The 12533-nt window shown below is 44.6% G+C and carries 10 protein-coding genes and 2 rRNA genes (1 of these 12 cut by a window edge); 1 reads left to right on the top strand and 11 read right to left on the bottom strand.

What is annotated here, in order from left to right:
- Nucleotides 1-119 precede the first annotated feature (119 nt).
- From clpC to ACK8P5_RS22925, 9 genes are all read right to left on the bottom strand, one after another.
- Nucleotides 120-2570, bottom strand: coding sequence for an ATP-dependent protease ATP-binding subunit ClpC (clpC, locus tag ACK8P5_RS22885; RefSeq protein WP_422658483.1), 2451 nt, complete (start codon nucleotides 2568-2570; stop codon nucleotides 120-122).
- A gap of 169 nt (nucleotides 2571-2739) precedes the next feature.
- Complete coding sequence (locus ACK8P5_RS22890; protein ID WP_422658484.1) at nucleotides 2740-3807, bottom strand: protein arginine kinase; 1068 nt, start codon at nucleotides 3805-3807, stop codon at nucleotides 2740-2742.
- A 69-nt stretch (nucleotides 3808-3876) separates the two neighbouring features.
- Nucleotides 3877-4395 carry a UvrB/UvrC motif-containing protein gene (locus ACK8P5_RS22895; RefSeq protein ID WP_422658485.1) on the bottom strand — a complete coding sequence of 173 codons (519 nt, stop codon included), beginning with the start codon at nucleotides 4393-4395 and terminating at the stop codon, nucleotides 3877-3879.
- A 27-nt stretch (nucleotides 4396-4422) separates the two neighbouring features.
- On the bottom strand, nucleotides 4423-4884 hold the full coding sequence (locus ACK8P5_RS22900) for a CtsR family transcriptional regulator (RefSeq protein ID WP_422658486.1): 462 nt from the start codon (nucleotides 4882-4884) through the stop codon (nucleotides 4423-4425).
- 293 nt (nucleotides 4885-5177) lie between these two features.
- Entirely contained in the window at nucleotides 5178-5924 is a 747-nt protein-coding gene (locus ACK8P5_RS22905) for a hypothetical protein (protein WP_422658487.1), read from the bottom strand.
- A complete protein-coding gene (locus tag ACK8P5_RS22910) occupies nucleotides 5921-6619 on the bottom strand; it encodes an ABC transporter ATP-binding protein (RefSeq protein WP_422658488.1) in 699 nt (232 codons plus the stop codon). The genes ACK8P5_RS22905 and ACK8P5_RS22910 overlap by 4 nt, the downstream gene beginning before the upstream one ends.
- Before the next feature lie 18 nt (nucleotides 6620-6637).
- Nucleotides 6638-7021 carry a GntR family transcriptional regulator gene (locus ACK8P5_RS22915; RefSeq protein WP_422658489.1) on the bottom strand — a complete coding sequence of 128 codons (384 nt, stop codon included), beginning with the start codon at nucleotides 7019-7021 and terminating at the stop codon, nucleotides 6638-6640.
- Nucleotides 7022-7074: 53 nt separating this feature from the next.
- Nucleotides 7075-7836: a DUF2705 family protein gene (locus ACK8P5_RS22920; protein ID WP_422658490.1), complete on the bottom strand. Its 762-nt coding sequence runs from the start codon at nucleotides 7834-7836 to the stop codon at nucleotides 7075-7077.
- On the bottom strand, nucleotides 7829-8776 hold the full coding sequence (locus ACK8P5_RS22925; RefSeq protein WP_422658491.1) for an ABC transporter ATP-binding protein: 948 nt from the start codon (nucleotides 8774-8776) through the stop codon (nucleotides 7829-7831). The genes ACK8P5_RS22920 and ACK8P5_RS22925 overlap by 8 nt, the downstream gene beginning before the upstream one ends.
- Before the next feature lie 344 nt (nucleotides 8777-9120).
- Between ACK8P5_RS22925 and ACK8P5_RS22930 the strand changes: the two genes are divergently transcribed.
- On the top strand, nucleotides 9121-9936 hold the full coding sequence (locus ACK8P5_RS22930) for a DUF4362 domain-containing protein (RefSeq protein WP_422658492.1): 816 nt from the start codon (nucleotides 9121-9123) through the stop codon (nucleotides 9934-9936).
- 73 nt (nucleotides 9937-10009) lie between these two features.
- On the opposite strand, the gene rrf is transcribed toward ACK8P5_RS22930, so the two are convergent.
- Nucleotides 10010-10126: ribosomal RNA gene (rrf, locus tag ACK8P5_RS22935) — 5S ribosomal RNA — on the bottom strand.
- 129 nt (nucleotides 10127-10255) lie between these two features.
- A 23S ribosomal RNA gene (locus ACK8P5_RS22940) occupies nucleotides 10256-12533 on the bottom strand; it runs 652 nt beyond the window's last position.

Consider the following 12533-nt stretch of genomic DNA (forward strand, 5'->3'; position numbering starts at 1 on the left):
ATTCATCGTAAAGAATAATCAAAAAGTTTACCCCTAAAAGTCACACCTTTTCATGGGATAACTTTATAAAAAGAGACCCCGCAGGAAGTAAACCAGCGGGGCACTCTATAAAATCTTATTTATTCTGATTTAGCCGTTGCAGATTGCTTCGTCTTCTTGACGGTTAATTCACCGTTCTCCTCGTCGATAAGCAACTCATCGCCCTTCGTGACATTTCCTTTCAAGAGTTCCTCAGATAAGCGGTCTTCAATGTGCTTCTGAATAGCTCTACGAAGCGGACGAGCCCCGAAAGCCGGGTCATATCCTTCCTTCGCAAGGAATGCTTTCGCTTTATCCGTCAATTCGAATTCTACTTCGAATTCACGCAGACGCTTGCGAAGCTCATCAGACATCAACGTTACAATCTCCGCGATATGCTTCTCTTCAAGAGAGTGGAATACGATAATTTCGTCAATTCGGTTCAGGAACTCAGGACGGAAGCTCTTCTTCAACTCATCCATCACTTTATCCTTCATATTGTTGTAATCTCTACCAGCATCGCTTGCAGCTGTAAATCCTAATGTAGAGTTACGTTTAATCGCTTCTGCCCCCACGTTGGAAGTCAGAATGATCAGCGTGTTACGGAAGTCAACAACCCGGCCTTTGGAGTCAGTAAGACGTCCATCTTCCAATACTTGAAGCAGGATATTAAATACTTCCGGGTGCGCTTTCTCGATCTCATCGAGAAGAACGACAGAGTATGGCTTACGGCGAACTTTCTCAGTGAGCTGCCCACCTTCTTCGTATCCAACATATCCTGGAGGCGCCCCGACGAGACGGGATGTGGAGTGTTTCTCCATGTATTCCGACATATCGATACGAACTACAGCATTCTCATCACCAAACATCGATTCAGCCAATGCTCTTGCTAGTTCGGTCTTACCTACACCTGTTGGTCCAAGGAAAATGAACGAGCCCATCGGACGTTTTGGATCTTTAAGTCCAGCACGTGCCCGGCGAACTGCCCGGCTTACCGCCTTAACTGCTTCATCCTGACCAATAACACGGTTATGAAGTAGCTCTTCCATGTTGAGCAGGCGTTCGGTTTCTTCCTCTCTGAGTTTATTCACAGGGATACCAGTCCAGTTCGCAACCACGTCTGCGATATCTTCTGGAGTAACCTCAGAATCAGTCCGACCTTGCTTTTCTTTCCATTGATTCTTCGTGATTTCAAGCTCTTCTCTTAGCTTCTGTTCGGTATCCCGTAATGCCGCTGCTTTCTCAAATTCCTGACTCTGAACAGCCGCGTCTTTCTCCTTACGGATATCCTCCAGATGAGATTCTTGATCCTTCAGGTTCGGCGGAATTGTATACGTATGAAGTCTTACCTTAGAACCCGCTTCATCAATTAGATCAATCGCTTTATCCGGTAAGAAGCGATCCGTAATATAACGGTCAGACAATTTTACAGCCTGTTCAATCGCCTCGTCGGTAATCTTCACCCGGTGATGGGCTTCATAACGATCACGCAATCCATACAAGATCTGAATAGCTTCCTCTGGAGAAGGCTGATCCACCGTAATTGGTTGGAACCGGCGCTCCAGAGCTGCATCCTTCTCGATGTATTTACGATATTCATCCAGCGTAGTAGCTCCGATACATTGCAACTCGCCCCGTGCAAGAGACGGCTTCAAGATATTAGAAGCATCAATAGCTCCTTCAGCACCGCCAGCACCGATCAAAGTATGAAGCTCATCAATAAACAGAATGATATTTCCCGCTTGACGAATTTCATCCATGATCTTCTTCAGGCGATCCTCAAACTCACCACGATACTTTGTTCCTGCAACAACCGATCCCATATCCAGCGTCATTACTCGCTTATCACGAAGTGTTTCTGGGATTTCGTTATTGATAATCTTTTGAGCAAGACCTTCAGCAATTGCCGTCTTACCTACACCAGGCTCACCGATCAGAACCGGATTGTTCTTCGTACGACGACTAAGCACCTGAATAACTCGCTCGATCTCTTTGCTTCGACCAATGACCGGATCAAGATTGCCTTCTTTTGCAATCGCAGTCAGATCACGGGCAAGACTGTCCAGCGTTGGAGTGTTTACATTTTGCGGCTGACCATGATGACTTGATACCGCTTCGCTGCTTCCAAGTAGTTGAAGAACCTGCTGGCGAGCTTTGTTCAAGCTAATACCCAGATTGTTCAGTACTCTCGCTGCAACACCTTCACCCTCCCGAATCAGACCTAGCAAAATATGCTCTGTGCCAACATACGTATGGCCAAGCTTACGGGCTTCATCCATTGAGAGTTCAATTACTTTCTTTGCTCTTGGGGTATATGCGATATTCGTCGGTTGCTCTTGTCCGCGACCGATTAATGTTTCTACTTCATCCTGTATCTTCTCAAGCCCTAAGCCAAGACCAATCAGCGCTTTAGCGGCAATGCCGTCTCCTTCACGGATGAGTCCCAGCAGGATATGTTCTGTGCCTATGTTGTTGTGCCCCAAACGCACAGCTTCTTCTTGAGCTAATGCAAGCACTTTTTGCGCACGTTCCGTAAATCTGCCAAACATCATAGTATTGCACCTCCACGAATGATTGTTTTATTTCTCGGAATAATGAAAAATCGACTTTTAAAACGTTCTAGAATGCACTATATAGTTGGTGATAAATCTTACCAATCTTTATACCGTTGATTTTAAACCGCTTCTTCGATTTTTGCAAAATTCCCATCTATGATATGTTTCATTGTTCCTTACTAAGCGTTTCACGAATGAGTTTTGCACGGTATACATCACGTTCATTGTGATTCATTGTTTCACCAAATCTTTTCTGTAAAAAACCCGGCTGGGTCATGACATTAAGTTCATTCATAACTGAACTTGGTGGACCATTAAGTAGGCCGAGATCAACGCCAAGCCTTACATCAGATAATCGCTGAGCTGCTTCTTTCGACTCCATAACCTCAGCATAAGATAATATACCGTATGATCGCATCACGCGATCGGTAATCCGAAGTTTCGATTCGCTAATTAATCGCTCACGAGCATTCTTCTCATGTTCTATGATTTGCATTGCGACACTGTGCAGATTCTCTATAATTTCAGACTCAGTCTGCCCTAGTGTAATCTGATTGGAAATCTGAAATAAATTCCCTACAGCCTCACTGCCCTCACCATAGATGCCACGTACCGTCAGTCCCACCTGAGAGACAGCTGACAAAATGCGGTTGATCTGCTGAGTCATCACAAGCGCAGGCAGATGCATCATGACAGAAGCACGAAGCCCTGTTCCGACATTTGTAGGGCAGCTTGTAAGATACCCTCTTTTGTCGTCAAAAGCATAATCAACTTTGGCTTCGAACAAATCATCTAGCTTCGTCGCTCTCTCCCAAGCCTCATGCACTTGGAAGCCCGGATACAAGCACTGGATTCGTAAGTGATCCTCTTCATTAATCATGATACTTACCGATTCATCTTCCGTAAGTATCACCGCTCCATTTCTCGATTCATCAGCGAGACTTGGACTAATGAGTCGCTTCTCAACCAACACTCTCTTATCCAATCCATCAATCTCATCTAAACGAATGGTATGAAAAGGACCCAGATCTTGTAATTCTTCCTGATCCTTTAAAACACCTGTCAGGCGCTCAAGCACTTCTCCCGACTGCTCGCCTGTCGCAAGCAGCGGAAAAGGAAGATGCTGCAAATTGCGCGCCACCCGAACCCGGGTGCTGATGACTATATCAGAATCCTGACCGTTTCCGCGCATCCATTCGCTCAGCGCTTGTTCGGTAAACCGAAGATTCGACATCACGCATTCCTCCTACCTTCAGCATTTTGCAAAATGCTCGCTTCAAGTGCAGTATTGTAGTCCATAGACTTAAGCCATACTCTTCTCGAGCTCACGGATCTGATCACGGATTTCAGCAGCTTCTTCAAACTCCTCTTGAAGGATTTTATACTGCAGTTCCTTCTTAAGCTCATCAATTTTACGTTTCACTTGGATCTTACCACCACTTCGTTTGGGGATCTTACCTACATGTGTGGTATTACCGTGAACCCTTTTGAAAAGTGGATCCAAGCGATCAGAGAAATATTTGTAACAAGAGCTACAGCCAAAACGGCCAAGCTTGCTGAATTGTGAATAGGTCATACCGCATTCCTCACAACGGGGTGCTTGAGGCCCCCTAGAACCCTGAGTTTGACCTTTTCCCGTAGGATCGAGATCAAGCAGACCTGACAAAAGACTGTGAATAGAGAAACCATTCGACGTCCCAGGGATCAATTCCCCTTTTTCACGGGCACAAGTTTCACAGAAATGGAATTCCGTCTTCTCTCCGTTTACAATCTTGGTGAAATGGAGCGTCGCCGGCCGTTTACCGCATTCTTGACACACCATATTCATGACCCTCCTTTTAACAAAGACTCATTTACCCAACAAAGAAACAAGCATCGCCTTCATAATTCTCGCACGAAGCTCATCTCGATAAGGAAGTTTAACGTTCAGACATTCCCTTGAGATTGCTGCCCGCATGAGGCAAGCTTCACGCATCGTCAAAAACCGCGATTCTTCGAGCTGGTAAATCAGCCCCTCTGCTACTGTCTGATCAATGAGATTTCCTATAGAGTGATGCAAGTGATGGTGAAGAGCTGTATGCTTCGGCAACTCAATACGTTGAATACGTATATAGCCTCCTCCGCCACGTTTACTTTCCACCAAGTACCCTTTCTCTAATGTAAAACGGGTACTAATGACATAATTAATCTGGGAAGGGACGCATGAGAATTTCTCCGCAAGGTCATTACGCTGGATCTCAATCGTTCCCTCCGAGCTTTCTTGCAAAATACCCTTCAAATATTGTTCGATAATATCAGAGATATTACGCATGATTATTCATCCTCCACTGCTTGAAACGCTAAGCCGTATTGATCTTACACGTCCTCACAGAGTCTTGCCGATACTTTAATTTTAACCAACTTGGCGCTTCATTGAATCCTTTATTGCTGACTTTGACTTTCTTTGACTTTAAATTTATTATAACACAATTTTTTATTTTGCCAAGGGGGCTTCTCTTTCAGTCTAACCGTTAAAAAGTGAAAATATTCCGCATACCACTCCATCTACCAAAATAAAAAGACCCCGCCATTATTCTAGCGAGGTCTTACATATGATGATGGGTATTATACTTCCACCTTACGATCGATCAATTTAACCATAGCATATATAAGTACTCCGGCGAGAAGTATTTCAAATATAAACGGTCCCCATGGGATTTGAAAAGTCTCATTGGTAATTGGAGTTCCAGTCCCCCCCTCTTCAATTCGAATGGAGAATGTTTGACCCACCCATCCACTATCTGAAGTGAAGATTTTGTACTCCATCCACTGTATTACATTTTGAATGATAAAAAAGAGCACGATGCTGAACCATAATCCCCACTGCTTGCGAATTGCACGGGCTACTACGATCGAGAAAAAGATAGTGATCATAACAAATGTATATTTCCAACCACCACCCAATGCCATTAATACATAATCCGAAGTAATTAAACGGGGGAGGTTTATTATTTTGCCTAGGCTTCCAATGTTCCAGAATATCCATAAGTGAATAATCACCAATATCATAACAATCACTGTACTGATCCAGGCCTGTATTAACGACGATACGATAGTCCATATAGATCGAATGGGTAAGAGGCGGCGATTATATAACTTAATATTCTGATCAAATGTTCTGCAGATAATTACCAGCAGGATCGTACTCACTATACCATAAGCTAGCATGCTCAAGAGCACCAAGAGCCATAATTCCCATCCACGTGTATAACCGATCGATGTAAACAGTGTTTCTGAGATCAACAGAACGGTCATAAGACCAAGAATTACATTCGAATTTCGTTTCCAGTCGTATTTCAACAGTTTCATCATTCTGCGAACACCTCTTTGAACATTTCATCAATGCTTTTACCATGCTCTAGACGAATATTCTCTACTTCCTCGTGCATAACGATCTCACCGCTCCGTATAAAGACCACTTCATCAAAAATCCGCTCAATGTCTCTCACGAGATGTGTTGATATGATGATACTGCTGTTCTCATTATAGAACTCCACAATCGCATTAAGGATTTTGCCACGTGCGACAGGGTCAACGCCTCCAATTGGCTCATCCAGCATATACACGTAAGCATTGCGTGAAAGTGCAAGTGTCAGCTGGAGTCGTTCATTCATTCCTTTGGATAATGAGCTAATCTTATCGTTTAAATTTAAGTTCATAAATTTCAACATATTATGTGCCTTCTCTACATCAAAATCAGAATAGAAGTCCTGAAAAAACTTGATCGCATCAGATACTTTCATCCATGATTCTGTGAGCGGACGATCTGGCATGAAAGAAACCAACGATTTCGTCTCCAATCCAACGGGTTTACCCTTAATAGTCACTTTTCCGGCTGAAGGATGAACAAGTCCTGCCGCAATTTTCATCATCGTACTCTTACCACTGCCATTCGTTCCAAGTAGACCGATAATTTTACCCTCAGTAATGTCGATAGTTACATTGTGTAATGCTATTTTGCCACCGTAATTCTTAGATACATTATGAAATTGAATTAGGCTCTCCATTTAAATTCTCCTCCTTCCCTATCTAGATTCCTGATTAACGTCTTCCTTAACAGCCTCAGACACAATAGACATAATATCTTGCTCTTTAAAGCCCAGTTCCTGCATACCACGGATAAAATGCTCCAGCAGCTCACTGGCCATTTCTTTTTTTATCGTCATGATCTTAGATCCCTCACTCGTCACGTATCTGCCCAATCCGCGTCTAGTCTCAACAATACCTTCTCGTTCTAGTTCCTGAAAGGTGCGTTGCACCGTATTGGGGTTAATCTGAAGGTCGGCTGCCAGTTCCCGGACGGATGGAATCTTATCGCCGGGCTTTAGCCCTCCTCTTACGATTTCTCTTTTTAAATAATTCATAATTTGTAAATAGATCGGCAGATTATTGTCAAATTCTATGCTCACTATCGGTTTTGCTCCTTTCCGCCGCTCTCCTCTAATTAGTTGTTTTCAGTTCATCAAGCGACATCCCGTTTTTTAAACGTAACAAAGCCCGTGACAAGAAACAAGAGGAGATATACAGCAAGTACGATGGCAGAGAACGTCAGCGACATGCCGGGAAGCAAGGAACCTAAACCATCATTATAAATCGAGAGATCTACGTTCAAGAATGGTAAGTACTTCGCCCATGAGTACCCTGCAAGCAATTGAGTTACTAGACTTTCAATAACAACCATGAACATCCCAATCCCAATCGCCGGTCCAGTTGACCTCGTTACAATCCCAACAGCGAATGTGAATGAGACATACATGAGGGTATATACGAAACCATATCCTGCTGCTATAAACACATCCTGTATATTCGCTGATCCTTCACCTGTACCGAACATCAATGTGCCAGTGGTAAGCCCGACAACAAGCGCAAATGCAATAAGTGAAATAATATATAGCAAGATAACGACATACTTCGACGCAAGAATCTTGGTTCGGCTTTGTGCACGAATCAGCAGAAGCTTAATTGTTCCAAAGCTATGTTCCTTAGCTACCGATCCAGCGGTCACAACGATTGCTAGCATCGTTAATACTTGCCCCATCCCTTTAGAAGCAACAACCATTTTGGCAAATTCATATCCTGTACCAGCAGCTCCACCAGAGAACGACTTTAACATATAAGCTACAAAAATAATCATCGCAGCCACTAAAACATAAGGAATAAAAAAGCTTTTCTTTTTGAACATCTTCAACCATTCATTTGTAACAAGATTTCCAAAGCTACGCAATCCGATTGCCTCCTGTCCATTTCAAAAATTCTTCTTCCAGTGATTGCTTAGTTTCCTCAATCCGGTATATCGACACTTCTGCATTACCTAGAATCTTGATGATCTGAGGTATATTTGCATCTTTCAACTGGAGGGTGACTTCACTTCGATTCGGCTCAACACCAATCACTCTAACCTCATCCAGTGTGTGTACTGCTTCCAGAACATCCTGTGTACTACTGACTCGGAAGTTAACGGTAACGAGATCACTCTGCGGCTCACTGCCGATCGGACGCTCCGTTATTAGCTTACCTTCCTGTATCACGATCACTCTGCTGCACATAAGCTCCATTTCAGATAACAAGTGACTTGAGACCAGAATGGCGATCCCTTCTTCTCTGGCAATCAGCTTCAAGTAATCCCGCATTTCCCGAATACCTGCTGGATCCAATCCGTTCGTTGGCTCATCCAGGATAAGAATTGATGGCTCATGAAGAAGTGCTTGGGCAATACCAAGTCTTTGCCGCATTCCTAGGGAATAGGCCCGAACTTTCTTGTGAATGGCATCTTGTAATCCCACCAGCTTAATGACCTCATGAATTCTTGATTCTTTAATTCCTTCAGACATCCGCTGATACTGCTTCAGATTATCGTATCCACTCATATACGGATAAAACTCTGGATTTTCGATAATCCCACCGATATGACGTATCGCTTTCACAAACTGATGTCTAACACTGTGCCCACGCACAATGACATCCCCTTGAGACATTTTGATAAGGCCAACAATCATTCGTATGGTTGTCGTCTTCCCTGCTCCGTTCGGTCCTAGAAGACCAACAATTTCACCTTGATGTATATCAAAAGATAAATTATCTACGATGTTCTTAGCACCGATTGTCTTAGTGATATGATCTGCACTTAGAACCACTGAATTTGGCTTATCTTTGTTTAAACTCATTGCTACACTTCCTTTGTGTTAGTGTTATAGTTAAATAGTACACTAGGATAGTGTTATTGTAAAGTGTGGCGAGATGTTTTTTTCATACATGGAGGTCTATTATTGAGAACTGGTGCAATTAAGCACCCTGAATTAATACAGTTCCCTTGGCTCAGAAGGAAAACTGTTAAAAGTCTTTTGTAGAGTAATCTTCTATAAGAGTCAGGAATGCTTTTACAGAGATGCATCAGTGGCTATTTATTTTGTTAAATTAATTTGACCTTAATTTTTAAACTGTAACTTTAATCCAATTGTTATCGTCTATAGGGACAGTGATACATAATATATCGAAAGGAGGTTTGTATATGTATAAATTGCGTATCCAGGGGCTTGTTCACTCTATTCTAATACTGCTATTTATTCTGACTGGATGTTCTGGTCCTGAGGTTAATGAAGAAGAGGATGTCATCAATAGACACGGAGATATAAAGAACATTGATAATCTAAACGCTTTTATAGAAAAAAATAGAGAAAACCTGCAGGTCGTACATTATACAATTGAAGGTGATCCCATTTTTTATGTATTAAAGTATCACGGCAATCAGATTCAAATGAAGTATGACAACACACAGGACGATTACGGCACACCGATGGTTTCCAAGTTCACCTGTGACGGGCTACAAAGAAACGAAGAAGATACCTACTTAGAATATGTACTCACAGGATGTAACGGTAAGGAAGACGATATCGAGATACTTAAGATTCCTTATGATGTGAAGGAGATAGACTCCTTTGATTTTGTTTTGAAGTATGGAGTGCATTTAGGCAATCAGATCAATACACTAAAGAAGACGTTGACTAAAGATCTACAGAACGGCGAAACCGTAGAAGTCTCTGATTTCCAATTCAGTTCAGAAGAACGTCAGTCCATATATAAGAATATGGTGCTTGCCAACTACATGGAAGAAAAACAATTAACTACATCCTGTAACAAAAAACCACATATCGCGTACGACCTGACTGTTTATTCTGGTAATCGAGTTCTTCATTACGAATGGTCGGAATGCGATAAGAGTAAAGATGGGCAGCAAATGACTTCACTCATCAATAAAATCATCGATATCGTCAGAGATAAAGACATTTATAAGCAACTGCCTCCAGTTAAAGGAGGCTTTGCATAGGAATATTTCAGAAGATGTTCAATAAACAAATAAAAAAAGCCATTGTTGAGTAATCAACAATGGCTTTCATTGTGCTTGGCGACGTCCTACTCTCCCGGGACCCTTCGGTCCAAGTACCATCGGCGCTGGAAGGCTTAACGGTCGTGTTCGGGATGGGTACGCGTGGAACCCTTCCGCTATCGCCACCAAACGGTTCAAGTGTTTGATCACTTGAAAACTAGATACGAAACTTGAATTTGCGAATTTGCATTGTTTCTGAAAGTCTTGCTCCGATGCAAAGCGTATCGCTTCCGAAGCTAGTTTTCTTCCAGAAAACTTGTAGGATAAGCCCTCGACCGATTAGTATTGGTCAGCTCCATGCATTGCTGCACTTCCACCTCCAACCTATCTACCTCGTCGTCTTCAAGGGGTCTTACTAATTGGGAAATCTCATCTTGAGGGGGGCTTCACGCTTAGATGCTTTCAGCGCTTATCCCGTCCATACGTAGCTACCCAGCCATGCTCCTGGCGGAACAACTGGTGCACCAGCGGTATGTCCATCCCGGTCCTCTCGTACTAAGGACAGCTCCTCTCAAATTTCCTACGCCCACGACAGATAGGGACCGAACTGTCTCACGACGTTCTGAACCCAGCTCGCGTACCGCTTTAATGGGCGAACAGCCCAACCCTTGGGACCTACTTCAGCCCCAGGATGCGATGAGCCGACATCGAGGTGCCAAACCTCCCCGTCGATGTGGACTCTTGGGGGAGATAAGCCTGTTATCCCCAGGGTAGCTTTTATCCGTTGAGCGATGGCCCTTCCATGCGGTACCACCGGATCACTAAGCCCGACTTTCGTCCCTGCTCGACTTGTAGGTCTCGCAGTCAAGCTCCCTTATGCCTTTGCACTCTTCGAATGATTTCCAACCATTCTGAGGGAACCTTGGGGCGCCTCCGTTACTCTTTAGGAGGCGACCGCCCCAGTCAAACTGCCCACCAGACACTGTCCCCGCACCGGTTTACGGTACTAGGTTAGAACCTAGATACGATCAGGGTGGTATCCCAACGGCGCCTCCACAGAAGCTTGCGCTCCTGTTTCTTAGGCTCCCACCTATCCTGTACAGATCGTACCCAAATCCAATATCAAGCTGCAGTAAAGCTCCATGGGGTCTTTCCGTCTTGTCGCGGGTAACCTGCATCTTCACAGGTATTAAAATTTCACCGGATCTCTCGTTGAGACAGCGCCCAAATCGTTACGCCATTCGTGCGGGTCAGAATTTACCTGACAAGGAATTTCGCTACCTTAGGACCGTTATAGTTACGGCCGCCGTTTACTGGGGCTTCGGTTCATAGCTTCGGGATTGCTCCCTAACCACTCCCCTTAACCTTCCAGCACCGGGCAGGCGTCAGCCCGTATACTTCGCCTTACGGCTTCGCACAGACCTGTGTTTTTGTTAAACAGTCGCTTGGGCCTTTTCACTGCGGCCCCCTCGTGCTATTCACACTACCGGGGCACCCCTTCTCCCGAAGTTACGGGGTCATTTTGCCGAGTTCCTTAACGAGAGTTCTTCCGCGCGCCTTAGAATTCTCTTCTCGCCTACCTGTGTCGGTTTGCGGTACGGGCACCTTCACCTGACTAGAGGCTTTTCTTGGCAGTGTGAGATCATGACCTTCGCTACTATAATTTTCACTCCCCATCACAGCCTAGCCTTAACGATGTGCGGATTTGCCTACACATCAGCCTCACTGCTTGGACGGACATCCATCAGTCCGCGTCACTACCCTCCTGCGTCACCCCATCGTTCATAACGGTTTACGGTGGTACAGGAATTTCAACCTGTTGTCCTTCGATTACGCCTTTCGGCCTCACCTTAGGTCCCGACTTACCCTGAGCGGACGAACCTTCCTCAGGAAACCTTGGGCTTTCGGCGGATCAGATTCTCACTGATCTTTTCGTTACTCATACCGGCATTCTCACTTGTATGCTGTCCAGCGCTCCTTACGGTACACCTTCAACCTACATACAACGCTCCCCTACCCCTGATACGAATGTATCAAGCCATAGCTTCGGTGGTGTGTTTAGCCCCGTTACATTTTCGGCGCAGAGTCACTCGACCAGTGAGCTATTACGCACTCTTTAAATGGTGGCTGCTTCTAAGCCAACATCCTGGTTGTCTGTGCAACTCCACATCCTTTCCCACTTAACACACACTTGGGGACCTTAGCTGATGGTCTGGGCTGTTTCCCTTTTGACAATGGATCTTAGCACTCACTGTCTGACTCCCGGATATAAGTCTATGGCATTCGGAGTTTGACTGAGCTTGGTAACCCTTGCGGGCCCCGCACCCAATCAGTGCTCTACCTCCACGACTCTTCATTCCGAGGCTAGCCCTAAAGCTATTTCGGGGAGAACCAGCTATCTCCGAGTTCGATTGGAATTTCTCCGCTACCCCCACCTCATCCCCGCATTTTTCAACATACGTGGGTTCGGACCTCCAGTGCGTGTTACCGCACCTTCATCCTGGACAGGGGTAGATCACACGGTTTCGGGTCTACGTCCACATACTAAATCGCCCTATTCAGACTCGCTTTCGCTACGGCTACAGCTTCTCGCCTTA

The organism is Paenibacillus sp. EC2-1 (genome assembly GCF_049311625.1).
Taxonomy (GTDB): Bacteria; Bacillota; Bacilli; order Paenibacillales; family Paenibacillaceae; genus Paenibacillus_AQ.